Source organism: Curtobacterium sp. MCLR17_031 (assembly GCF_003234775.2).
GTDB classification, from domain to species: Bacteria; Actinomycetota; Actinomycetes; order Actinomycetales; family Microbacteriaceae; genus Curtobacterium; species Curtobacterium flaccumfaciens.
Map to the genome: position 1 here is coordinate 2,672,810 of NZ_CP126270.1, position 21,732 is coordinate 2,694,541.

26 protein-coding genes are annotated in these 21,732 nt (G+C 71.0%); 11 read left to right on the forward strand and 15 right to left on the reverse strand.

Features of this window, described 5'->3' with window-relative positions; all coding sequences use genetic code 11:
* The 5 genes from resB to DEI96_RS12625 all read right to left on the reverse strand — a co-directional run bounded on the left by resB (position 1) and on the right by DEI96_RS12625 (position 5,305).
* The gene (resB, locus tag DEI96_RS12605; protein ID WP_228513215.1) at positions 1-1,725 is read right to left on the reverse strand and encodes a cytochrome c biogenesis protein ResB; all 1,725 of its coding nucleotides are present in this window, start codon (positions 1,723-1,725) and stop codon (positions 1-3) included.
* Positions 1,709-2,407 (reverse strand): cytochrome c biogenesis CcdA family protein, encoded by a 699-nt coding sequence (locus DEI96_RS12610; protein ID WP_071247888.1) that lies wholly within the window; start codon positions 2,405-2,407, stop codon positions 1,709-1,711. The genes resB and DEI96_RS12610 overlap by 17 nt, the downstream gene beginning before the upstream one ends.
* Before the next feature lie 45 nt (positions 2,408-2,452).
* On the reverse strand, positions 2,453-3,091 hold the full coding sequence (locus DEI96_RS12615) for a TlpA family protein disulfide reductase (protein WP_258370551.1): 639 nt from the start codon (positions 3,089-3,091) through the stop codon (positions 2,453-2,455).
* Complete coding sequence (locus DEI96_RS12620; protein WP_111022233.1) at positions 3,088-3,744, reverse strand: histidine phosphatase family protein; 657 nt, start codon at positions 3,742-3,744, stop codon at positions 3,088-3,090. Before DEI96_RS12620 ends, DEI96_RS12615 begins: the two co-directional genes overlap by 4 nt.
* Before the next feature lie 67 nt (positions 3,745-3,811).
* Positions 3,812-5,305 carry a SulP family inorganic anion transporter gene (locus tag DEI96_RS12625; protein ID WP_111022232.1) on the reverse strand — a complete coding sequence of 498 codons (1,494 nt, stop codon included), beginning with the start codon at positions 5,303-5,305 and terminating at the stop codon, positions 3,812-3,814.
* 42 nt (positions 5,306-5,347) lie between these two features.
* On the opposite strand from DEI96_RS12625, the gene DEI96_RS12630 reads away from it, so the two are divergent.
* A complete protein-coding gene (locus tag DEI96_RS12630) occupies positions 5,348-5,749 on the forward strand; it encodes a MerR family transcriptional regulator (RefSeq protein WP_371830603.1) in 402 nt (133 codons plus the stop codon).
* On the opposite strand, the gene DEI96_RS12635 is transcribed toward DEI96_RS12630, so the two are convergent.
* Positions 5,726-5,953, reverse strand: coding sequence for a hypothetical protein (locus DEI96_RS12635; protein WP_111022231.1), 228 nt, complete (start codon positions 5,951-5,953; stop codon positions 5,726-5,728). The two genes, DEI96_RS12630 and DEI96_RS12635, sit on opposite strands and share 24 nt — an antisense overlap.
* Positions 5,950-6,288: a DUF3176 domain-containing protein gene (locus tag DEI96_RS12640; protein WP_111022230.1), complete on the reverse strand. Its 339-nt coding sequence runs from the start codon at positions 6,286-6,288 to the stop codon at positions 5,950-5,952. The genes DEI96_RS12635 and DEI96_RS12640 overlap by 4 nt, the downstream gene beginning before the upstream one ends.
* A 171-nt stretch (positions 6,289-6,459) precedes the next feature.
* Between DEI96_RS12640 and aspS the strand changes: the two genes are divergently transcribed.
* Positions 6,460-7,800, forward strand: a complete 1,341-nt coding sequence (gene aspS / locus DEI96_RS12645; RefSeq protein ID WP_027466337.1) for an aspartate--tRNA(Asn) ligase — start codon at positions 6,460-6,462, stop codon at positions 7,798-7,800.
* Between the two features lie 105 nt (positions 7,801-7,905).
* Here the strand turns inward: aspS and DEI96_RS12650 are convergent, their stop codons facing one another.
* The 5 genes from DEI96_RS12650 to DEI96_RS12670 form a co-directional block, all read right to left on the reverse strand.
* Positions 7,906-8,199 carry a Dabb family protein gene (locus tag DEI96_RS12650; RefSeq protein ID WP_111022229.1) on the reverse strand — a complete coding sequence of 98 codons (294 nt, stop codon included), beginning with the start codon at positions 8,197-8,199 and terminating at the stop codon, positions 7,906-7,908.
* Positions 8,196-8,450, reverse strand: coding sequence for a glutaredoxin family protein (locus DEI96_RS12655; protein ID WP_071247435.1), 255 nt, complete (start codon positions 8,448-8,450; stop codon positions 8,196-8,198). The genes DEI96_RS12650 and DEI96_RS12655 overlap by 4 nt, the downstream gene beginning before the upstream one ends.
* A gap of 87 nt (positions 8,451-8,537) precedes the next feature.
* Positions 8,538-8,636, reverse strand: a complete 99-nt coding sequence (locus DEI96_RS12660; protein ID WP_003792170.1) for a 30S ribosomal protein bS22 — start codon at positions 8,634-8,636, stop codon at positions 8,538-8,540.
* 109 nt (positions 8,637-8,745) lie between these two features.
* Positions 8,746-8,940 carry a helix-turn-helix domain-containing protein gene (locus DEI96_RS12665; protein WP_017888579.1) on the reverse strand — a complete coding sequence of 65 codons (195 nt, stop codon included), beginning with the start codon at positions 8,938-8,940 and terminating at the stop codon, positions 8,746-8,748.
* A 159-nt stretch (positions 8,941-9,099) separates the two neighbouring features.
* Positions 9,100-9,615 carry an ArsR/SmtB family transcription factor gene (locus tag DEI96_RS12670; RefSeq protein ID WP_051596885.1) on the reverse strand — a complete coding sequence of 172 codons (516 nt, stop codon included), beginning with the start codon at positions 9,613-9,615 and terminating at the stop codon, positions 9,100-9,102.
* 74 nt (positions 9,616-9,689) lie between these two features.
* Here DEI96_RS12670 and DEI96_RS12675 point away from each other — a divergent pair, with 74 nt between their 5' ends.
* Entirely contained in the window at positions 9,690-11,123 is a 1,434-nt protein-coding gene (locus DEI96_RS12675; RefSeq protein ID WP_071406293.1) for a TrkH family potassium uptake protein, read from the forward strand.
* Entirely contained in the window at positions 11,116-11,811 is a 696-nt protein-coding gene (locus tag DEI96_RS12680) for a potassium channel family protein (protein ID WP_217499818.1), read from the forward strand. The genes DEI96_RS12675 and DEI96_RS12680 overlap by 8 nt, the downstream gene beginning before the upstream one ends.
* Before the next feature lie 69 nt (positions 11,812-11,880).
* Here DEI96_RS12680 and proC read toward each other — a convergent pair whose 3' ends face one another.
* A complete protein-coding gene (proC, locus tag DEI96_RS12685; RefSeq protein WP_111022228.1) occupies positions 11,881-12,711 on the reverse strand; it encodes a pyrroline-5-carboxylate reductase in 831 nt (276 codons plus the stop codon).
* Positions 12,712-12,775: 64 nt separating this feature from the next.
* Here proC and DEI96_RS12690 point away from each other — a divergent pair, with 64 nt between their 5' ends.
* On the forward strand, positions 12,776-13,732 hold the full coding sequence (locus DEI96_RS12690) for a cation diffusion facilitator family transporter (RefSeq protein ID WP_111022227.1): 957 nt from the start codon (positions 12,776-12,778) through the stop codon (positions 13,730-13,732).
* Here the strand turns inward: DEI96_RS12690 and DEI96_RS12695 are convergent.
* Positions 13,713-14,147, reverse strand: a complete 435-nt coding sequence (locus DEI96_RS12695) for a nucleoside deaminase (protein ID WP_111022357.1) — start codon at positions 14,145-14,147, stop codon at positions 13,713-13,715. The two genes, DEI96_RS12690 and DEI96_RS12695, sit on opposite strands and share 20 nt — an antisense overlap.
* 76 nt (positions 14,148-14,223) lie before the next feature.
* Between DEI96_RS12695 and upp the strand changes: the two genes are divergently transcribed.
* The 5 genes from upp to DEI96_RS12720 all read left to right on the forward strand — a co-directional run bounded on the left by upp (position 14,224) and on the right by DEI96_RS12720 (position 19,914).
* Positions 14,224-14,859, forward strand: coding sequence for a uracil phosphoribosyltransferase (upp, locus tag DEI96_RS12700; RefSeq protein WP_071406290.1), 636 nt, complete (start codon positions 14,224-14,226; stop codon positions 14,857-14,859).
* A 701-nt stretch (positions 14,860-15,560) separates the two neighbouring features.
* Positions 15,561-16,328, forward strand: a complete 768-nt coding sequence (locus DEI96_RS12705; protein ID WP_111022226.1) for a winged helix-turn-helix domain-containing protein — start codon at positions 15,561-15,563, stop codon at positions 16,326-16,328.
* A gap of 258 nt (positions 16,329-16,586) precedes the next feature.
* The gene (locus tag DEI96_RS12710; RefSeq protein WP_171907864.1) at positions 16,587-17,099 is read left to right on the forward strand and encodes a MarR family winged helix-turn-helix transcriptional regulator; all 513 of its coding nucleotides are present in this window, start codon (positions 16,587-16,589) and stop codon (positions 17,097-17,099) included.
* Complete coding sequence (locus tag DEI96_RS12715) at positions 17,096-18,445, forward strand: cryptochrome/photolyase family protein (RefSeq protein ID WP_111022225.1); 1,350 nt, start codon at positions 17,096-17,098, stop codon at positions 18,443-18,445. The genes DEI96_RS12710 and DEI96_RS12715 overlap by 4 nt, the downstream gene beginning before the upstream one ends.
* The gene (locus DEI96_RS12720) at positions 18,442-19,914 is read left to right on the forward strand and encodes a serine hydrolase domain-containing protein (RefSeq protein WP_181440430.1); all 1,473 of its coding nucleotides are present in this window, start codon (positions 18,442-18,444) and stop codon (positions 19,912-19,914) included. Before DEI96_RS12715 ends, DEI96_RS12720 begins: the two co-directional genes overlap by 4 nt.
* Positions 19,915-19,944: 30 nt before the next feature.
* On the opposite strand, the gene DEI96_RS12725 is transcribed toward DEI96_RS12720, so the two are convergent.
* Positions 19,945-20,916: a carbohydrate kinase family protein gene (locus DEI96_RS12725; protein ID WP_111022223.1), complete on the reverse strand. Its 972-nt coding sequence runs from the start codon at positions 20,914-20,916 to the stop codon at positions 19,945-19,947.
* 158 nt (positions 20,917-21,074) lie between these two features.
* Between DEI96_RS12725 and DEI96_RS12730 the strand changes: the two genes are divergently transcribed.
* Complete coding sequence (locus tag DEI96_RS12730; protein WP_111022222.1) at positions 21,075-21,656, forward strand: TetR/AcrR family transcriptional regulator; 582 nt, start codon at positions 21,075-21,077, stop codon at positions 21,654-21,656.
* The last annotated feature ends 76 nt before the right edge of the window (positions 21,657-21,732 follow it).

Below are 21,732 nucleotides of genomic sequence, written 5' to 3' on the forward strand. Positions count from 1 at the left end.
TCACTGGGGCATCCTAACTCCGAGGTCCGACGTGTGGCGCTGTGCGATGTCCGCGACGGCCCGTTCGAGGTTCGGGTCCTCGCCGCGTGCGAGTCCGGCGTACTCGAGGTCGTACTCGCCGCCCGCGGTGTCCTTGCGCGGGACGACCTTCACCCAGACGCGGCGGCGCGGGACGAACAGCGAGGTGAGCAGGCCGAGGGTGGAGAGCAGGGCGAACCCGCCCACCCAGAGCTGCGAGGGGTCGTGGTGGACGTCGAGGGAGACGTACCGCTTGACGCCGTCGAACGTGATCGACCCGGCGCCCTCCGGCAGCTTCTTCGTCTGGCCGGGCTTCAGCGCGATGCTCGCGGTGTCCGACTGCCGACCGGCGATCTGGTCGAGCCCCTTGGTGCTGAGCGTGTACACGCTCTGCGGGACTCCGCTGTCGAGCCCGAGGTCACCCGTGTAGACCTGCAGCGTCAGCAGCGGGTTCTGGGTGTCCGGGTAGGCACTCGAGTACGCGCCGCTCGCGAGCTTCGAAGCCGTGGGGTAGAAGAACCCGACCATGCCGAGCTGGTCCGGCTTCGCGTCCGGCACCTTGATGACGCCGGTGGAGGTGTAGTTCGCGTCCTCCGGCAGGAACGGCACGACGTCCTTGAAGGCCACGTTGCCGTCGCCGTCGCGCACCGTGACCTGCATCGCGTAGCCGTTGCCGAGCAGGTAGACGTTCGTGCCGCCGACGTGCAGCGGGTCGTTCACACCGAGGCGGCTCGTCTTCGGCTCGCCGCCCTTCTCGGTGCTCGTGACCGTGGCCGAGTAGTCGAGCGCCTGCCCGAGGGCGTCGAGGTTGCGCTCCTCGTACTTCGTCACGAACTTGTCGAGCCGGAGGTTGTAGCCCTTGAGGTCGGTCTGCTGGAACCAGCGCCCGGGGTTGAACGAGTCGTACGAGCCGAGCACGTTGGAGAACGTCTGGCCCTCCACCAGGAGGCGCTGTCCGGTGAAGCCGAAGCCGCCACCGACGCCGACCGCCAGGAGCACCCCGACGAGAGCCGCGTGGAACACCAGGTTGCCGGTCTCGCGCAGGTAGCCGCGCTCCGCGCTCACCGAGTCACCGAACCGCTCGACGCGGTACCCGGACCGCTTCAGGATCGCCATCGCGCGCGTCACCGCGTGCTCGGCGGACGGGAGGCCCGTGGTCGCGTCGATCCCGGTCGTCCCGTCGATCATCGCGTCCGGCTGCACCGCCACCGTGCGGAAGCCCGCCAGTCGCGTCAGGCGCGCGGGGGTCTTCGGCGGACGGGTCCGCAGTGCCTGCCAGTGGTGCTTCGTGCGGGGCACGATGCAGCCGATGAGCGAGATGAAGAGCAGCAGGTAGATCGCGGAGAACCACACCGAGGTGTAGGTGTCGAAGACCTGCAGCTTGTCGAGGACCGGGTAGAGCTGCGGGTGGTCCGCCTTGTACTGCACGACGCCGTTCGGGTCGGCGGTGCGCTGCGGGACGAGCGAGCCCGGGATCGCCGCGAGGGCGAGCAGCATGAGCAGGAACAGTGCCGTGCGCATGCTCGTCAGCTGCCGCCAGAAGAACCGGAGGTACCCGACGAAGCCGAGCTTCGGCTGGTTGATGCCGCCGTCGGTGGGGCCGGAGCCGTCGACGTGGTCGGACGGCCGCTGCGGGTCGGAGGCGCTGTCGGCCCCGTCGCCTGCGCCCGTCGGGATGTGCTCGTTCAGGTCAGACCGCGGGGACAAAGCTCTGGATCACCGCCCCGACGCTCGACATGACGGCCGACCAGATACCGGTGACCATGAGCAGACCGATGACGATCAGGATCGCTCCTCCGATGATGTTGACGGTGCGCATGTGGCGCTTCACCGCCGCGATTGCCCCCGTGGCCCAGCCGGCGCCGAGGGCGACGAGGACGAACGGGATGCCGAGCCCGAGGCAGTACGCCACCCCGAGCCACATGCCCTGCCAGGCACTGCCCGACTGGACACTGAGCAGGTTGATGGCCGCCAGGGTCGGGCCGAGGCACGGGGTCCAGCCGAGGCCGAACACGATGCCGAGCAGGGGGGCGCCGAGGAGCCCGGTGGCCGGGGTCCAGCTGGGCTTGATGGTGCGCTGCAGGAACGTGAACCGACCGACGAACACCAGACCCATCGCGATCACGACGACCCCGAGGATCTGCGTGATGAGGTCGCGCCACCGCACGAGCCAGAAGCCGAGCGCGCCGAACACCGTCGTGTACGCCACGAACACCGCGGTGAACCCGGCGATGAACAGCAGCACGCCGAGCACCACACGTCCCCGACGCTGCCCGCCCTCGGCGACACCACCGACGTACCCGAGGTACCCGGGAACGAGCGGCAGCACGCACGGGGACAGGAACGACACGAGCCCGGCGAGCGCCGCCACGGGCAGCGCCACGGCCATCTGGCCGCTCAGGATCGCGTCGGCGAAGGGGTTGGAGGTCACGGGTCAGGAGGCCTTGCCGGCGTCGAGCTCGTCGCTGACCAGGGTCTGCAGGATGCTCGTGCCGTCGATCGCGCCGAGGACCCGGGCGGCCACGCGGCCCTTGGTGTCGAGGACGATCGTGGCCGGCACCGCGTTCGGTGCGATCTGCCCGGACATCGCCAGCTGCATCGTGCCCGTGCGCTGGTCGAGGACCGTCGGGTACTGCACGTCGAAGGTGCGCTCGAAGGCTGCCGCGGTCGCTGCTTCGTCGCGGACGTTGACACCGATGAACGCGACGTCGTCGGCGTCGGCGTACTCGTCGTGCACCTTATTGAGGTACTTCGCCTCGGCACGGCAGGGCGGGCAGCTGGCGTACCAGAAGTTCAGGACGACCACCTTGCCGCGGAGGTCCTTCGACGAGACGGTGTCGCCGTTCGAGTCCTCGGCCCGGAAGGTGACCGGATCGGTGCGGTCCTTCGCGGAGACCTCGGTCACGGCGCCGTCACCGGAGATGTAGTTCTGGGTCGTGCCGTTGCCGTACTGCTTCGCGATGCCGCCACTGTCCGACGAGCACCCGGACAGGACGAGGACTGCGGCCACGGTCGTCGCTGCGAGGACCGCGAACCGCTTGCTGATGACGCGCGCACGCTTCGTGCTGTTCACACTGCTCCTTCGTCGACCGCGTTCGCGCGCAGTTCCTGCGCGGGGTCCGCGTACCCGACCTCGGTGAACCGACCGGTCGACGTGGCGGGCACACGTTCGACGGTGGTGATGCTCGACAGGTCACAGCGGCGCTTGCGCGGGTCGTGCCACAGGGGCTCCCCCGCGAGCTTCCGGTGGACCATCCAGATCGGCAGCTGGTGGCTGACCAGGACGACGTCGCCCTCGTCCACGCTCTCCCATGCCGTGGTCATCGCCGCGAGCATGCGGCTGGCGATCGACTCGTAGGCCTCGCCCCAGCTGGGACGCAGCGGGTTCGCGATCCACGGCCACTCCGACGGGCGGCCGAGCGAGCGCTTCGTGAACCCGGGGGGCTGCCCCTCGTAGCGGTTCGTCGGTTCGATCAGGCGCTCGTCGAGCGTCACGTCGAGCCCGTAGGCAGCCGACCAGGGTGCGGCGGACTCCTGGGTGCGCTGCAGCGGGGACGCCACGATCCGACGCACGTCGACGCCGGCGTCCTTCCAGGCGGTCGCGGAGGCCTGCGCCATCCGCGTGCCGAGGTCACTCAGCCCGAAGCCCGGGAGCCGGCCGTAGAGGACGCGGCCCGGGTTGTGCACCTCTCCGTGCCGGACGAGGTGGAGACGGGTCGCGGGCATGGGTTCCAGTGTAGGTCGCCCGCGGTTCCCACCGCCCCCTCAGGTGATTCACCGGATGCGGAAGCACTCAGCCGCCGAGCTCACCGGAGAGCCGCCCGTGCAGCGCGATCGACCCCGTGTCGAGGTTCACCACCTCGACGGTCGACCCGTGCTTCGCGAACCGCTGTTCGACCCCGTCGAGCGCCGCGACCGTGGACGCGTCGAACACGTGGGCGTCGGCCAGGTCGATGATCACGTGCTCCGGGTCCTCGGCGTAGGAGAACCGTGTGACGAGGTCGTTCGACGAGGCGAAGAACAGCGCCCCGCGGACCCGGTACCGCACGGTGCGGTCGTCGACCGGCTCGCGCACGACGGTCACCACGTGCGCCACCCGTCGGGCGAAGACCAGGGCCGCCACGACCACACCGACGAGCACCCCGGTCGCGAGGTTCTCGGTCACGACGACCACCACAACGGTGACGAGCATGACCGCGGTCTCACCGAGCGGCATCCGTCGGAGGGTGCGCGGTCGGATGCTGTGCCAGTCGAAGGTCGCGACGCAGACCATGAGCATGACCGCCGTCAGCGCCGCCATCGGGATCTGGGCCACGAGGTCGTGGAGCACGATCGTCAGGACCAGCACCGAGACACCGGCCGCGAAGGTCGAGACGCGGGTCCGGGCACCAGCGGTCTTCACGTTGATCACCGTCTGGCCGATCATTGCGCAGCCGCCGGTCCCACCGAAGAAGGCAGACGCGATGTTCGCGACGCCCTGACCCCACGACTCGCGCCACTTGCTCGAGCCCGTCTCCGTGATGGAGTCGACGAGCTGCGCGGTGAGCAGGGTCTCGATCAGCCCGACGATCGCGACACCGAACGCGTACGGGGCGATGATCTGCAGCGTCTCGAAGGTGAACGGCGTCGTGATGCCGCCGAAGCCCGGGAGCGCCGTCGGCAGTTCGCCCTCGTCGCCGACCGTCGGCACGGCGATGCTGAACACCATCGTGAGACCGGTGACGACGACGACCGCGATGAGCGGTGCGGGGATCGCCTTCGTCAGGAACGGGAAGCCGACGATGATCGCGATGCCGAGCGCCGTCAGCGGCCAGACGACGAACGGGACGTCGTCGCCGAGCAGGTTCGGCAGCTGGGCGGTGAAGATGAGGATGGCCAGGGCGTTCACGAACGCGACGTTGACGCTGCGCGGGATGAAGCGCATCAGCCGTGCAACCCCGAGGAACCCGAGCACGAGCTGGAACACGCCGCCCAGGACGATCGCGGGCACCAGGTACTCGATCCCGTGCTCCCGGACGAGCGGGGCGATGACGAGCGCCACCGAGCCGGCGGCTGCGGAGATCATCGCGGGGCGACCACCGACGATCGAGATCACGATCGCGATGACGACGCTCGAGAACAGGCCGACCGCGGGATCGACCCCGGCGACGACGGAGAACGAGATTGCCTCGGGGATGAGGGCCAGCGCGGTGACGATGCCGGCCAGCACCTCTCGGCTGAGCATGCGGGGCGAGCGGAGGGCGGCGAGGACGCTCGGGGCCGTCAGCGCGTGTGTGATCACGGACATCGATCGGAACTCTACCCTCACGTGAGGGTAGAGTCGTACGCCGTGAGCACCAGCGACGTCCCCGACACGATGCACATCGGCGAGCTCGCCGACCGCGCCGGCATGTCCCTGCGCACGATCCGGCACTACGACGAGGTCGGGCTGCTCGTGCCGAGCGGCCGCACCACCGGCGGGTTCCGGGTCTACACGGCGCAGGACCTCGAACGGTTGCTCGTGATCCGTCGGATGAAGCCGCTCGGGTTCACGCTCGACGAGATGGCCGAGCTGCTCCGCGTGGTCGACGCCCTCGCGACGAAGGACCCTGAGGACGAACCGGCGCTGGCCGCCCGCCTCGACGCGTACCTCGAGGACGCCCGTGCCCGGCACGCCAAGCTCGTCGAGCGGGCCGGCATGGCCGAGGAGTTCATCGGCACGCTCGGGTCACTCCGCGCGTCGCTCCCCTGAGCCCTCGAGCACGCCGGCCGCGATGAGGCGACTCCGTTCCCGCTTGGCCTCGGCCATCTCCTCCATCATCTCCCGCAGCCGATCGTGCTCGGCGATCACCCGACGTGCTCGCCATGGCCGGAACCAGTGCCGTCTGCGCACGTTCGCCTTCCACTCCTCGTCCCGCCGCACGAACAAGGCCTTCACCGGGTCCCGTTGCGTCATGTCTGCTCCTCTTCCGTCACCAGTTCCAGCACGAGCTTGCCGATGACCTCGTCGGCCTCGCGAAGAACCTGCATGTTGTACATCGCTCCCGCGACGAGTCTCCCGATCTCGGCACGGCCCACGTCCGCGTCCGTGACGTGGTCGACCACCCAGACGAATCGTGACCAAGCCCGGTCGCGCTGTTCCCGTGCGACGACCCGCCGCCACCGGATGACCGCCCACAGCCCACCGACGACCGCCACGAGCAGCGTGAACGCCGCCGTGCAGAGCGCAGCCACCACCACCGCGACCGCCGCAGGCGGCCAGGTCGCGAGCTCCCCCGTCTCCGTCCCCACCCGGTCCCCCTCTCGTCCCGCGACCCGGCCACGTCGAGAACGCTACGGATCCCACGCAGGCCGCCACGGGCCTCCCGGCCATCGGTGGAGAACGCCGGACGCAGGCGGCCCTGTGGAGGGAAGAACCCCGCCGCCCACGTCCCCGGACGCAGGCGGTTAGACTCGACCACCGTGATCGAACGCACCCGCATCGCCGACCTGGCAGCCCTCCCCGACGGTCCCGTCTCCGTGGCCGGATGGGTCGAGACCGTCCGAGACCAGAAGAAGGTGCAGTTCGTCGTGCTGCGCGACGAGACCGGCGCCGTCCAGCTCGTGAACCCGGCGACGCGCGAGGCCGAGGACGGCGACGACGCCGCACAGTCCGCCCTCGCGACCACCAACGAGATCTCCGGCCTGGCGCACGGCACCTTCGTGCACGTCACCGGCACGCTGAAGCACGACGAGCGCGTGAAGCTCGGCGGGCTCGAGGTCAAGATCGGTGCGCTGCAGGTGGTGAGCGCCGCGATCCCGGAGACCCCGATCGCCGACGACTCGTCACTCGACAAGCGCCTCGACTGGCGCTTCCTCGACCTGCGCAACCGCAAGCAGAACCTGATCTTCCGCATCCAGACGACGCTGGAGCACGCGTTCCGCACGTACTGGGTCGACCGCGACTACATCGAGATCCACACCCCGAAGCTCATGGCGTCGGCGTCCGAGTCGCGCGCCGAGCTGTTCCAGCTCGAGTACTTCGAGACGACCGCCTACCTGGCCCAGTCGCCGCAGAACTTCAAGCAGATGGCGCAGCCGGCCGGCTTCGGTGCCGTGTTCGAGATCGCCGACGCCTTCCGCGCCGACCCGTCCTTCACGAGCCGCCACGCCACCGAGTTCACCAGCGTCGACGCCGAGTTCTCGTGGATCGAGTCCCACGAGGACGTCATGGCGATGCACGAAGAGGTCCTGGTCGCCGGCATCACCGCCGTCAAGGAGAAGTACGGCAAGGACATCGCGGAGGTCTTCGGCTTCGAGCTGCAGGTCCCCGCGACGCCGTTCCCCCGCGTGACCCTGGCCGACGCGCGCAAGATCGTCGCCGACAGCGGCTACGACGTCGTCCGCGCCGACGGTGACCTGGACCCCGAGGGCGAGCGCCGCGTCGCCGCCTGGGCGAAGGAGCACCACGGCTCCGAGTTCGTGTTCGTCACGGAGTACGACGCCTCGATCCGGCCGTACTACCACATGCGCAAGCCCGGCGACCCGTCGGTCACCAACAGCTACGACCTCATCTTCAACGGCGCCGAGATCTCCACGGGTGCCCAGCGTGAGCACCGCGTCGACGTGCTCGAGGCGCAGGCCGTCGAGAAGGGCCTCGACCCGGAGGAGCTCGGCTGGTACCTCGACTTCTTCCGCTACGGCGTCCCGCCGCACGGCGGCTTCGGCATGGGCCTCGCGCGCGTGCTGATGCTGATGCTCGGTGAGCCGTCGATCCGCGAGGTCACGTACCTGTTCCGTGGCCCGACGCGCCTGACCCCGTAGGCACCAGCGAGTGAGCAGAAAAGGTCGCCTCCCGATGCGGGAGGCGACCTTTTCTGCTCACGAAGCGCGACGTGGAGCGACGAGCGCGCGGACGGGAGGCCCGGCTCAGCTCTGCCAGTCGATGGCGGCCCGCGCCGTGACCAGTTCGCGGATCTCCGCTGCCGCGGCCTGGTGCTCCGGGTGCACCTGGTACGCGTCGAGCCCGGCGAGGTCGTCGAAGGTGGCGACCACGGCGACGTCGTGGTTCTTGTCCGGGTAGGCGACGTTCTCGACGACCTCGAGCGAGCGGATCGACTCGACGGTGCCGACCAGGCCGGTCAGGAGTCCGCGGATGCGGGCGATCGACGCCGTGCGGTCGAGGTCGGTCCGCAGGGACCAGGAGACGACGTGGGAGATCATGCGCGGGCCTCGGCCTTCTCGAGCGCACGTGCGAGCCGGTCGGCGTCGACGTGCCAGTTGCTGTGGACGCGCCCGTCGATCAGCACGACGGGGATGTCCTCCGCGTACTCCTGGCGGAGGGCGTCGTCGTCGAGGATCGAGCGTTCCTGCAGGGTGACCCCCGGGTGGTCGGCGACGACGCGTTCGACCACGGGTCGGGCGTCGTCGCAGAGGTGGCATCCGGGCTTCGTCAGGAACGTCACTGCGGGCATGGTCCCAGCGTAGTCCGGGAACGCGAAAGCCCCGGCGAACCGGGGCTTTTCGTGCAGGTCCTCCGACCTGCGCAGACCTGTGCGGGTCTACTTCTTGTTGCGTCGCTGGTGACGCGTCTTGCGAAGGAGCTTGCGGTGCTTCTTCTTCGCCATGCGCTTACGACGCTTCTTGATGACAGAACCCATGTGGACCTCGCTCGGACTGATGCTGATGTACGGACACCGGGCCGAAGAGACCGCGGAAAATCAACCTGCCCGAGTCTACCGGCTGCCCGCTGGGATGTCGAACGCGCGCTCAGCCGACGTCCGCCACGCCACCGCGCAGCACGTCGGCGACGGCTGACTCGGGGACGCGGAAGGAACGGCCGAAGCGGATGGCGGGGAGCTCACCGGCGTGCACCATCCGGTACACGGTCATCTTCGAGACGCGCATCATCTCGGCGACCTCAGCGACGGTGAGGAAGCGCACGTCGTCGAAACTGCCGGTCATGGTCCGCCTTCGGGGCTCGCACGCGCGCTGCGCACGGGAGTGGTGTGACCTGTGTGGTCAGTGGCAACTGTAGAGGCGCGTGCGACCCGGTGTCCAGGATCAGTCCGCGCCACGAGCGCACCGGCCGCGCCCCGTGCTCGGAAAGCCGTGCGGCAGAGCTCAGTCCTCGTCGCCCCGGCGGGTGAAGCGCTTGCGGCTGCGGTCGACGACGCGCTCCCATCCCTGCTGCGCGCCGGAGATCGCCGCGGTGGCCCGGTACGACGCCTCCGCCATGACGCGGCCGAGCTCGGTGCCCACCTCCACCGTCGCCTTGCCCGCCGTGCCGTTCCGGCGGATCGACACCGGCTGGCCGTCCGGCGTCCACGCAGTGGTGGCCGGGGTGCCGTCGGCGTCGACCGCGCCCGTGAACGGCAGGACCCAGTCCTCCAGGTGCACGAGCGGCTCCGGGTCGAGCCGGTAGTAGCGGTGCTGCCCCTCTTCGCGACTGGTGACGAGACCGATGTCGCGCAGGACGCGCAGGTGCTTCGACACCGTGGGCTGGCTGACCCCGAGGCGTTCGACCAGCTGGCCGACGCTGAGCTCCCCGCCGGTGACGTCCGAACCGTAGGCGGACAACAGCGTGCCGAGCAGTTCGCGCCGGGTCGGGTCCGCCACGACGGAGAAGATGTCGGCCATGGGGCAAGGCTAGCCGGGGCACCACGGATGTACCATGACGAACCGTCCCGGCCCATGTCCTCGGAGGCATACGCATGCTCGACCGAACCGAGCCGATCCCGCACCACGTGAGTGTCGGCCGACGGCGAGCGAGCCGGATCGCGACGGTGCTGCGCTCGTCGCCGTCCCGACTGGCGATCGTCGTGTTCATCGCGCTGATCTTCCTGTTCACGGTGCTCTTCATGACGCCGTGGGCCACCGCGGACCGCAGCAGCACCCACTTCGCGGACGCCCTGTTCACCGCGGCGTCGGTGGTCTGCGTCACCGGGCTGTCCACCGTCGACATGGCGACGCACTGGTCGGTGTTCGGCAAGGTGCTGGTGGTCATCGGCACGCAGATCGGCGCCGTCGGTGTCCTGACCTTCGCGTCGATCCTCGGTCTGTTCGTCACCCGCAAGCTCGGCCTGCGCGCCAAGCTCATGGCGGCCGGCGACTCGAACCCGCTCCGCACCCACCACGGCGCCGTGCCCGAGGGACAGGCCGTCCGGCTCGGCGAGGTCGGCACCCTGCTCGCGACCGTCGCGGTGAGCACGCTGTCGATCGAGATCGTCCTCGGCCTGCTGCTCCTGCCGTCGGTGCTGATCGCCGGCATCCCGTTCTGGACCGCGGTCGGTGACTCCTTCTACTACGCGGCGATGGCCTTCACGAACACCGGGTTCTCGCCGAACGCCGACGGCCTCGACCCGTTCGCCCACGACTACTGGTTCCTGACGCTGCTGATGATCGGTGTCGTGGCGGGGTCCATCGGGTTCCCGGTGATCCGTGCCCTGACGAAGCAGCTGCGCACCCCGCGGCGCTGGCCGATCCACGTCAAGCTCACCCTGGCGACGAGCGCGATCCTGCTCCTCGGCGGTGCGGTCGTCTACACCGCACTCGAGGCGTCGAACCCGACGACCTTCGGCGAGGAAGGAGCCGGGCGCACCGCGTTCCAGGCGCTCTTCCTGTCGACGATGACCCGCTCGGGCGGCTTCTCGCTCGTCGACTTCGACCAGCTCAACGGCTCGAGCCTGCTCGTCACGGACATGCTCATGTTCATCGGTGGCGGATCCGCCTCGACGGCCGGTGGCATCAAGGTGACGACCCTCGCGGTGCTGTTCCTGGCCGCGGTCGCCGAGGCACGCGGTCGCCAGAGCATGGAGGCCTTCGGTCGCCGGATCCCGAGCGACGTCCTGCGGGTCGCGGTGGCCATCGTGCTCTGGGGGGCGACGATCGTGGCCGTCGCGACCGTGGTGCTCCTGCAGATCACCGACGACTCGCTCGACCGGGTGCTGTTCGAGGTGATCTCGGCGTTCTCGACCAGTGGGCTGTCCTCCGGCGTGTCCGCGGACCTGCCGGAACCGGGCAAGTACGTGCTCGCCGCCACCATGTTCCTCGGCCGGGTCGGTACAGTGACCATCGCCGCTGCCCTGGCCGCCAGCCAGAGCCGGCAACTGTTCCGCCGTCCCGAGGAGAGGCCGATCGTTGGCTGACCGCACCCGTTCGTCGCACCAGCACGGTGCCATCAGTCACGACGCCCCCGTCCTGGTCATCGGACTCGGGCGTTTCGGGGCCGCCACCGCCGGCCAGCTCGAACGCCAGGACCGCGAGGTGCTCGTCGTCGACACCGACGCCGGACTGGTGCAGAAGTGGTCCGACCGGGTCACCCACGCGGTGCAGGCGGACGCGACCGACATCGACGCGCTCCGGCAGATCGGCGCGCAGGACTTCGCCATCGCCGTCGTCGGCACCGGCAGCGACCTGGAGTCGAGCGTGCTCATCACGGCGAACCTGGTCGACCTCGGCGTCCCGCAGATCTGGGCGAAGGCGATCAGCCGCTCGCACGGCACGATCCTGTCCCGCATCGGCGCGAACCACGTCGTCTACCCGGAGCGCGAGGCCGGCGAGCGGACGGCACACCTGGTCTCCGGCCGGATGCTCGACTTCATCGAGTTCGACGACGACTTCGCCGTCGTCAAGATGTTCCCGCCGCGCGCGGTCCGCGGCAAGGACCTCGCCACCACCGTGATCCGCACCCGCTTCGGCCTGACCGTGCTCGGCATCAAGCCGCCCGGCAGCCCGTTCGTGCCGGCGACGCCGGACAGCGTGATCGGCGAGGACGACGTCATCATCGTCTCAGGTTCCGAGACCGACCTGGAGCGCTTCGCCGCGTACGAGTAACGACCAGCGGACGGACGGGAGGCCCGTGGCGGCGTCGCCACGGGCCTCCCGTCCGCACTGCGGTTGCGTCTACGACGCGGCGATCTCCTCGGCACGCGCGATCGCGGCCCGCGACGCGCGCAGCAGCGTGTCCGCCAGGTCGGCGTCCTGCAGCACCGCGACGGCACGCTCCGTCGTGCCCTTCGGGCTCGTCACCGCACGGCGCAGGTCGGCGGGCTCACGGCCGGACCGCTCGAGCAGCTCGACCGCGCCGCGGACGGTGCCCTGCACCATCGTCGCCGCCTGCTCGTGGGTGAAGCCGAGCTCCTCGGCGGCACGCTGCCACTGCTCGACCAGCAGGAAGACGTAGGCGGGACCGGAACCGGACACGGCGGACAGCGCGTCGAGCTGCGACTCCGGTACCTCGATGACCGCACCCGAGGCGGTGAACACCGACGACGCCAGCGCGACGGCCTCGGCGTCGGCCGAGGTGCCCGCGCTGATGCCGGTGACGCCGTGGCCGACGCCGATCGGGGTGTTCGGCAGGGCACGGACGACCCGGACGCCGGCGGGCACCCGTGCCTCCATGCTCGCGGTGGTGGTGCCGACGGCGACGCTGACCAGGACGGCGCCGGGCTCCAGGTCGGCGGCGACCTCGTCGAGCAGGTCCGCGATCATGTACGGCTTCACGCCGACCACGACGAGGGCCGCGCCACGGACGGCCGTCCGGTTGGCGTCGGGGTCGGTGTCGCTCGCTGTGGCGTCGAGACCGCGCTCCCGGTGGGCAGCAGCGGACACCTCGGACCTCGTGGTGAGGGTCACGGTGGCCGGGTCGAGTCCCGCGGCGAGCAGGCCGTCGAGGACCGCGCCGGACATGGAGCCGACGCCGAGCAGGGCGGTGCGGGGCAGGTCGATCGTCATGCTCCCGACCCTACCGACGCCACCCGCCTAGGATCGTGTCGCAGACCACGAGAAGGGGACAGCTGTGAGCGCTTCCGGAGGCACGAAGGCGATCTTCGCCGCACTCGGTGCCAACATCGGCATCGCGATCGTGAAGTTCATCGCGGCGGCGATCAGCGGATCGGCGTCGATGCTGGCCGAGGGCGTGCATTCCCTGGCCGACTCCGCGAACCAGCTCCTCCTGCTGCTCGGTGGCCGGAAGGCCCGGCGAGCGGGGGACCAGGAGCACCCCTTCGGCTACGGGCGTGAACGGTACGTCTACGCGTTCGTCGTCTCCATCATCCTGTTCTCGGTCGGCGGTGTGTTCTCGCTCTACGAGGGCATCGAGAAGCTCGCCCACCCGCACCCGCTCGAGAACTGGTGGCTCCCCCTCGTGGTGCTCGTCATCGCCATCGGGCTCGAGGGCTTCTCGCTCCGCACCGCCCTGAACGAGGCCCGACCGCAGAAGGGCTCGCAGAGCTGGGTGCAGTTCGTCCGCCGCGCGAAGGCCCCGGAGCTGCCGGTCGTGATGCTCGAGGACACCGCGGCCCTGCTCGGCCTGGTCTTCGCCCTGTTCGGCGTGGGCCTGACCGCGATCACCGGCAACGGGGTGTTCGACGCGATCGGCACCATGCTCATCGCGGCGCTGCTCATCGCGGTCGCCGTGGTGCTCGGCATCGAGACGAAGAGCCTGCTCGTCGGCGAGGGCGCGACCGCCGCCGACGTCGAGCGCATCAAGCAGGCGGTGCTCGACGGCCCCGAGGTCGACGCGATCATCCACCTGAAGACCCTGTACCTCGGACCGGACGAGCTGATGGTCGGCGTGAAGGTCGCCGTCGACGGGGACCGCCGGCTCGGTGACGTCGCCGCCGGCATCGACACCGTCGAGCAGCGTGTCCGGAGCGCCGTGCCGATCGCCCGGGTGATCTACGTCGAACCGGACGTGCTGCGCACCGGGCCGCAGCCGCCGACCGAGGCGATCGTCATCCTCGCCGCGGACTGAAGAAGTCGTCGAGCAACTCGGCACAGGCGGCCTCGAGCACGCCGCCGATGACCTCGGAGCGGTGCGGCAGCCGGCGGTCCCTGGCGATGTCGTAGACGCTGCCGCTGGCGCCCGCCTTCGGGTCCCACGCGCCGAACACGACCCGTGGCACCCGTGCGGCCATGACGGCGCCGGCGCACATCGGGCAGGGCTCGAGCGTCACCACGAGCGTGTGCTCTTCGAGGTGCCAGTCCCCCGTCACCGCCGCTGCAGCACGCAGCGCGAGGACCTCGGCGTGGGCCGTCGGGTCCTGTCGCGCCTCGCGCTCGTTCCGGCCGGTGGCGACCACGAGGCCGTCGCGGTCGAGCACCACGGCGCCGACCGGGACGTCGTCGGTCTCCAGGCACCGTCGGGCCTCGTCGAGCGCGCGCTCCATCGCCGGGACGAACGGGCGGGCTGCGGGCTCCTCCACGGGACCTCCTGACGGTCGACGGCACGCTAGGCTCGACCCTATGCGAGTCCACGTCGCCGACCACCCGCTCATCACCCACAAGCTCTCGGTGCTCCGCGACCGTACGACGCCCTCCCCCACGTTCCGCGCGCTGACCGAGGAGCTCGTCACGCTCCTCGCGTACGAGGCCACGCGGGGCGTCCGGGTCACGGCGACGCCGATCGACACGCCGGTGGCGCACACCATGGGCGTCGCGATCGCCAAGCCGCGGCCGCTCGTCGTCCCGATCCTCCGCGCCGGGCTCGGCATGCTCGAGGGCATGGTCAAGCTCGTCCCGACGGCCGAGGTCGGCTTCCTCGGCATGGCCCGCAACGAGGAGACGCTCGAGCCGCAGACCTACGCCGAGCGCCTGCCCGACGACCTGTCCGGGCGGCAGTGCTTCGTGCTCGACCCGATGCTCGCCACCGGTGGCACCCTCGCCGCCGCGATCGACTTCCTGTTCGCCCGCGGTGCGCAGGAGATCACGTGCGTGTGCATCCTCGGTGCCCCCGAGGGGCTCGCCATGGTCGAGCAGGCCGTCGGCGACCGCAACGTCTCGATCGTCCTCGGTGCGCTCGACGAGAAGCTCGACGAGAACGGGTACATCGTCCCGGGCCTCGGCGACGCCGGCGACCGGCTCTACGGGCTGGCCGAGTAGCGCAGACCCGCTACTTCGCGGACTGGAGGCGCGGTGCCGGCTGGCACCGCGCCTCCAGTCGTCCGTGCGGTCGCGCTCACCGCACCGTCCCGTTCCGGGGGTACCCGGTCGTTCCGGGCGTACCTGCCCGTTCCGGGCGTACCAGGTCGTTCCGGGCGTACCCGGTCGTTCCGGGCGTACCCGGTCGGTTCTTTCCACCCGGTACGCCCGATTCCACTTTCCATCGCGGGCGCAATGGGAAAGAACGGGCGTGCCTCCTGTCGTCCGTGCGGTCGCGCTCACCGCACCGTCCGTGCGGACGGTTGACACCGCGTTGGTATACCGCAGATACTCGTCACATGACTGCAACCGTGTCCACCCGCGTCCTCTCCGAGGCGTGCTCCTCCGCAGGGGCAGTGGGGACCGTCGGCGTGATGATGCCGACCATGCCGGTCATGCGTTGTCGAATGTGTGCCTGATCGGCACCCGTTCCAGCCGGATCCCCCGCGACACCACCCCCGTCGCGAGCGCGTGATCCCCGGGTGACGGACACCGTCGGCGACGCGCACCACGTCACGAGGTCTGTCTCCCGTTCCCCCGGGTCGGCCCCGGTCCGCAGCAGGACCGCAGGGCACATCGGCGCACCGCCGTACCCGGGATGACGCATTCGACACCGGCCGCCGCGCCACCCGCGCACCGGCCACACCGCCCGGAGAACCACCATGTCGCTCACCATCGCCCAGCCCCGCACCGCGCTCCGCTCCGCACCGGCCCCGACCGACCTCGGCACCGTGACGCCGATCCGTCCGCGCCCGGCCTCCCCGGTGGCGACCGGACCGACCACCGTGCCGACGAGCCCCGTGGTCGCACCGCAGCGGAACCGCGCACTCCCCGAGGGCACCGAGGCCCGCGGCTTCGCCCTGTACGTCGGCATCGACGAAGCGAAGGCCGCCGCCGCCGGCACGAACCTGGCCGCGGTGGTCGAGCAGCTCAAGGCCCTCACCGCGCAGCTCGTCCCGTCGTCCGAGACGTACGCGGCCGTCGCCGTCGCCGCCGAGCACTCCGGTGGCCGGGACGTCGACGTCGTCCGCCTCGCCCTGCAGGACCGCTCCGCGGTGGCCGCCCGCAAGCAGGCCGAGAAGCCCGAGCCCGAGGAGACCGGCGTCGTCATCGACATCTCCCGGAAGCGCGTGACCCTCGACGGCGAAGCGGCACCCCTGACCTACAAGGAGTTCGAGCTCCTGCAGTTCCTGGTCCTCCGCGAGGGCCAGACCGTCGACCGTTCCGCGATCATCGACGGCCTCTGGTCGGACGGCGAGGACGAGACCCCGAACGAGCGCACCATCGACGTGCACGTGCGTCGACTCCGCTCCAAGCTGGGCGCGTTCGAGGAGATCGTCCGCACCGTGCGCGGCGTCGGCTACCGCTTCGACCGGCACGCGGACGTCGCCGTGCGGTACGCGTCGACCCCGTCGCCCGACCTCTTCTGAGCCTGATCGGCTGCTCTTGGGGAACTCGCAGCGAACCGGCCCCGGAGAGGCTGGCGCGCCGTTACCGCTTCGTTATACAGTCGGTGGTGCAGACGGTGTTTGCTGTGGCACCGCCTGTGGAATGTGATTGCAGGAAACTCTTGGTGCAAGGGAGAGGGCCGGTCGCCGACAGGCGGCCGGCCCTCGTGCATGTCGCCCGGCTCCTGTCGGACCCCGTCGGTAGTGTGGTCAGACCGTACGACCGGAGGGAACGCGAACGTGAGCGAGACACGCCGCAGTGAGAAGGCGACCGCCGTCGCCGCCTGGGAAGCGCTCTTCCGCGCCCAGGTCGCCGTGATGCGGAGTCTCAACGCGGACTTCCCCGGCGACGAGATCTCGTTCAACGAGTACGACGTCTGCTTCAACCTGTCGACCCAACCCGGCCGCCGCTGCCGGATGCGCGACCTCACCGGGCACCTGCTCCTCACCCAGCCGAGCGTCAGCCGTCTGGTCGACCGACTGCTCGCCCGCGGCATCGTCGAGAAGCAGCCGGACCCCACGGACGCCCGCGGCGTGATCGTGGCCCTGACCCCGCACGGCTTCGACGTCTACCGCCAGGTCGCCGTGCAGCACGCGGCGAGCATCGCGCAGCAGGTCGGCGCCGGGCTCTCCGACCCCGAACTGCGAACCCTCACGGAGCTTTGCACGAAGCTCCGGCTGGCGGTCGGCACGGCACCGAGCCGGCGGTCGACGGCCCGCCCGGTGGCCGCTGCGGATGCGGCAACGGTGTGACCGGCGCGATCGTCTGGCTCCGTTACGACCTGCGGCTGTCGGACAACCCGGCGCTCCGTGCAGCGATCGACCACGGCGGCGACGTCACGGTGGTGGTCGTCCTCGACGAGCAGTCCCCCGGGCTCCGTCCGATCGGTGCCGCGAGCCGCTGGTGGCTGCACCAGTCGCTGACCGCCCTCGACGCCGACCTGCGCGAGCGGGGTTCCCGGCTGGTCCTCCGACGCGGTGCCGCGGCGACGGTCATCGACCAGCTCGTCGCCGACACCGAGGCGGACGCCGTGTACTGGAACCGTCGGTACGGCGCCGTCGAGCGGGACATCGACGCCGGCATCAAGGCGGCGCTGCACGACCGTGGCGTCGGGGCGCACAGCTTCGCCGCGAACCTGCTCTGGGAACCGTGGACGGTCCTCACCGGGCAGGGCGAGCCGTACAAGGTCTTCACCCCGTTCTGGAACGCCGTCCAGGCGCTGCCCGAACCGCGCCATCCCCTGCCCGACCCCGACGACCTGCCGGCTCCGGCCGACGTCACGGGTGATGCGCTGGCCGACTGGGCACTGCTGCCGACGAAGCCCGACTGGGCCGGCGGCCTCCGTGACGCCTGGACCCCGGGCGAGCACGGCGCGCAGCAGCAGCTCGAGCACTTCGTCGAGCACGCGCTCGAGGACTACGACCAGCGCGACGAGCCCGCGATGGAGGCCACGAGCAGCCTGTCGCCGTTCCTGCGGTGGGGCGAGATCAGCCCGTACCAGGTGTGGCACCGCCTGCACGAGCAGCTCGAGCCCGCGCAGCGCCAGAACGCGGCGGCGTTCCTCCGGCAGCTGGCGTGGCGCGAGTTCAACTGGAACGAGTACTTCCACTGCGACGACATCGCCACCGTCAACGTCCGTCGGAACTTCGACGCGTTCCCGTGGCGTGATCCGGAAGCGGCCGAGCTCGACCGCTGGCGGCAGGGTCTGACCGGCTTCGACCTGGTCGACGCGGGCATGCGCGAGCTCTGGCACAGCGGCGCCATGCACAACCGGGTGCGGCTGGCCGCCGGCAGCTTCCTCGTGAAGAACCTGCTCGTCGACTGGCGCGTCGGGGAGCAGTGGTTCTGGGACACCCTGGTCGACGCCGACCCCGCCAACAACGCGGCGAACTGGCAGTGGGTTGCGGGCTCCGGCTTCGACGCCGCCCCGTACTTCCGGGTCTTCAACCCCGATCGACAACTCGAGCGCTTCGACCCGCACCGCGAGTACGTGCACCGCTGGGTCCCCGCCGACGAGCTGCGCCCCGAGCCGATGGTCGACCTGAAGGCGTCGCGGCAGCGGGCGCTCGACGCCTACGAACGGATGCGGCGCTCGTGACCGGGTCGCAGCCAGCGATCGCCGCGGTCGTCGACCAGGTCGACGAGCTGTTCCGTGCTCGCGTCGAGCAGGGCATCGCGCCGAGCAGCGTGTGGGGCGTGTTCGACCGCTCCGGCCTCGTCGCGTCCGGGGGCCACGGCGACCGCGGGGACGGCCGGCGACCGGACGCCGACACCGTGTACCGCATCGCCTCCTGCACCAAGAGCGTCACCGCCGCGACCCTGCTGACCCTCGTCGCCCGGGGTGCGCTCGACCTCGACGCGCCGATCACCGACTTCGTGCCGGCCTTCGGTGCCGTCACCCTGCCGACCCCGGACTCCCCCGTCCCCACGGTGCGGATGCTGCTGACGATGTCGGCCGGGTTCCCCACCGACGACCCCTGGGCCGACCGGCAGGAGTCGATCTCGGACGCCGAGCTCGACGAGGTCCTGCGCGCCGGCCTGCTGTTCGACTCGCTGCCGGGCACCCGATTCGCCTACTCGAACCTCGGCTACGCGCTGCTCGGCCGGGTCGTCGCCGTCGCGTCGGGGCAGCCCTTCACCGCGGCCGCCAGCGAGACCGTGCTCCGTCCCCTCGGGCTCACCGACACGGTGTTCAGCGCGGACGAGTCCGGCGGCTTCGTCGTCACCGGGGTCCGCGGACACGAGGGCGACTGGGAACCACTGCCGATGACCGGCCCCGGCGCCTTCTCGTCGATCGGCGGGCTCTTCTCGACCGTGCGTGACCTGGCGCGCTGGGCGACGCACCTCGGTTCGGCGTTCTCCACCGCACCGGAGCCCGGCCCGGTCTCCCCCGCTGACCGCCGGCTGATGCAGCAGGCCATGCGGGTCGTCCCGTCGTCCGTCGTCCCGGGTTCGGCCCGCGCGACGGCGTACGGCTTCGGGCTGTTCGTCGAGCAGGACGACCGCTTCGGCGAGCTCGTCTCGCACTCCGGCGGCTACCCGGGCTTCTCCGCGCACATGCGGTGGTCCGTGCGCGACGGCTTCGGGGTCGTCGCGTTCGAGAACGCCACGCAGGCCAAGGTCTCCGCGGCCGCGCAGCAGGCGCACGACCTCGTGCTCGACGCGGCGCTGACGGCTCGGACACCCGACCCGGCGGAAGCCGGCACCGACGTGGCCGGAGCGACCAGCGGGGTGGCGGCGACCACCCGCGCGACGCGAGCCGCCCAGGCCGCCGTGACGCGCCTCCTGGCCGACTGGAGCGACGACCTGGCGGACGCCATCTGCACGCCGAACGTGGCCATGGACGTGCCCTACGACCGACGGCGCCGGGCGGTGGCGCAGGCCGTCGCGGACGTCGGTGCCGACCTCGGTGCTGCACCGGTGTCCGAGTACTCGGCGGCACCGTCGCACCTGCGCTGGTGGCTCCCCGGCACCTGCGGGCGACTGCGCGTCGAGATCCGGCTTGCGCCCGCCGCCGCGGGCCGCGTCCAGACCCTGAACGTCGTCGCCGAACCGTCGGAGCGCTGACCCGACGGCACCAGGCGGGCACCCGTCGGATCAGACCGGCGGTCGACCGCCCACGAAACCGAGTGCCCGCGCGGCGACCCGGGTGCCCTCGCGGGCTGCCGCGCCGACGCGGACGGGATCCGTCGCCCACGCACGGACGAACCCGGCGACGAAGGCGTCCCCGGCCCCGATGGTGTCGACGACGGTCGCCGGTGTCGCGGGGACCCGGTGGACGCTGCGGCCCCGGCGCCCGATGAGTGCACCGTCGGCCCCGGCCGTGACGACGACCAGGGGGACGTGCTCGGTCAGCCGCCGCACCGCGGCGTCGAGGTCGTCACCCCCGGCGAGGGCGAGCGCCTCGTGCTGGTCGGGGAAGAGCACGTCGACGCCCTGCAGGGCTTCGAGGAACCGGTCGGCACCGATCGTCTCGATCACCGCCACCGACGAGGGGTCCACCGCCACGCGCGCCGGGCCGGTCCGGGCGCACGCCACCAGGTCGGCGAGCCGGTCGGCCCCGCCGCCGAGCATGGCAGCCCCGGTCAGGTGCACGATGTCGGCGCGGGCGACCACCGACGGCGGGACGTCGGCGGCACTGATCTTCCCGCTCGCGGCGGGGTCCGACATCGCGGTGCGACCGTGGTCGTTGCGGACCGAGACCACGACCCCGGTGGACGTCATCGCGTCGTAGCGCAGGTGGGCGCGGACCCCGGCGTCCTCGAGCGCGCGCTCGTGGCGGTAGACGTCGTCGACTCCGACCCGGGCGACGACGTCGACCTCGGCCCCGAGCCAGCCGAGCCACGTGGCCGTGTTGCCACCGGCGCCGGTCGGCCGGTGGCGGATCTCCGCAGCGGGGTCGTGCACCCCGATCCGGTGCGCGGTGGTGTGCACGAGGACGCCGTCCAGGACGTCGCCGACGACCAGGAAGCGTTTTCCGGCGCCGCGACGACGGCCCGCGACCACCCGTCCGGCGCGGGTCCCCTCGGGCCGTGACGGCGGCAGAGCGCCCTCGTACGGCATGGACATCCGCAACAGTCTACCCGGAGCCGAGTTTTTCTCCGTTTCTATCGGTGAAAACGGAGGCTTCGCGGAAAGATCGCTCACAACGACCGATGGTGTCACTGATATACCGGCTGCTAGTATGTAGGCGGTCGCGCGACCACCGCCCCGACGACGGAGATGCCATGCCCAGGAAGCCCGACCCCACCCGCAAACCCGCGATCCTCGAGAAGGTCGTCGACCACTTCGTCGAGACCAAGATCGAGGACGTCACGGTCCGGGGCCTCGGCCGCGTACTCGGTACGAGCGCCTACCCGGTCGTCTACCACTTCGGCTCCCGCGACGCCCTGATCGACTCCGTCGTCGAACACCTCGCGACCTCGCACCGAGCACCCGCGCTCGACCCGGCCGCCGACACCGACGCCCTCGCCGACCACCTGGTCGCGACGTTCGGCGGGCTCGACGACCCGCACCGTGCGCTGGCCGCACGGCTCACCTTCGAACTCGGGTCGGTCGAGTCCCTCGACGGGCGGGACCGGCAGCGCCGCGCGCACCGCTGCCAGGTGGCCGCCATCCGGGCATGGTGCCGAGCACACGGCGCCGACCCCGTCCTCGCTGACCGTGCGGCTCAGCACACGGTCATGGCCGCCCGCGGAGCCCAGTGGGGCGCGCTCGTCGACTGCGCGCACACCGATGCCGACGCCGCACTGCGTCGCATCGCCCACGACCTGGCAGCCAGCACGGCCGACGCAGACCGCGTGCGCTGAGCGCACGCACCCACGCGATCGCGGACCGCTCGCGTACCCGGCGACGGGACACCGCGACCGCGGACGGCGACCGCGC

What these genes read in the sequence shown, in the direction of transcription:
- DEI96_RS12610 (WP_071247888.1), bottom strand. Translation starts at nt 2,407, where the DNA reads ATGGCCGTGGCGCTGCCCGTGGCGGCGCTCGCCGGGCTCGTGTCGTTC.
- DEI96_RS12620 (WP_111022233.1), bottom strand. Translation starts at nt 3,744, where the DNA reads ATGCCCGCGACCCGTCTCCACCTCGTCCGGCACGGAGAGGTGCACAAC.
- DEI96_RS12625 (WP_111022232.1), bottom strand. Translation starts at nt 5,305, where the DNA reads ATGTCCGTGATCACACACGCGCTGACGGCCCCGAGCGTCCTCGCCGCC.
- DEI96_RS12635 (WP_111022231.1), bottom strand. Translation starts at nt 5,953, where the DNA reads ATGACGCAACGGGACCCGGTGAAGGCCTTGTTCGTGCGGCGGGACGAG.
- DEI96_RS12650 (WP_111022229.1), bottom strand. Translation starts at nt 8,199, where the DNA reads ATGATCTCCCACGTCGTCTCCTGGTCCCTGCGGACCGACCTCGACCGC.
- DEI96_RS12655 (WP_071247435.1), bottom strand. Translation starts at nt 8,450, where the DNA reads ATGCCCGCAGTGACGTTCCTGACGAAGCCCGGATGCCACCTCTGCGAC.
- DEI96_RS12660 (WP_003792170.1), bottom strand. Translation starts at nt 8,636, where the DNA reads ATGGGTTCTGTCATCAAGAAGCGTCGTAAGCGCATGGCGAAGAAGAAG.
- DEI96_RS12665 (WP_017888579.1), bottom strand. Translation starts at nt 8,940, where the DNA reads ATGACCGGCAGTTTCGACGACGTGCGCTTCCTCACCGTCGCTGAGGTC.
- DEI96_RS12670 (WP_051596885.1), bottom strand. Translation starts at nt 9,615, where the DNA reads ATGGCCGACATCTTCTCCGTCGTGGCGGACCCGACCCGGCGCGAACTG.
- DEI96_RS12675 (WP_071406293.1), top strand. Translation starts at nt 9,690, where the DNA reads ATGCTCGACCGAACCGAGCCGATCCCGCACCACGTGAGTGTCGGCCGA.
- proC (WP_111022228.1), bottom strand. Translation starts at nt 12,711, where the DNA reads ATGACGATCGACCTGCCCCGCACCGCCCTGCTCGGCGTCGGCTCCATG.
- DEI96_RS12695 (WP_111022357.1), bottom strand. Translation starts at nt 14,147, where the DNA reads ATGGAGCGCGCGCTCGACGAGGCCCGACGGTGCCTGGAGACCGACGAC.
- upp (WP_071406290.1), top strand. Translation starts at nt 14,224, where the DNA reads ATGCGAGTCCACGTCGCCGACCACCCGCTCATCACCCACAAGCTCTCG.
- DEI96_RS12705 (WP_111022226.1), top strand. Translation starts at nt 15,561, where the DNA reads ATGTCGCTCACCATCGCCCAGCCCCGCACCGCGCTCCGCTCCGCACCG.
- DEI96_RS12725 (WP_111022223.1), bottom strand. Translation starts at nt 20,916, where the DNA reads ATGTCCATGCCGTACGAGGGCGCTCTGCCGCCGTCACGGCCCGAGGGG.
- DEI96_RS12730 (WP_111022222.1), top strand. Translation starts at nt 21,075, where the DNA reads ATGCCCAGGAAGCCCGACCCCACCCGCAAACCCGCGATCCTCGAGAAG.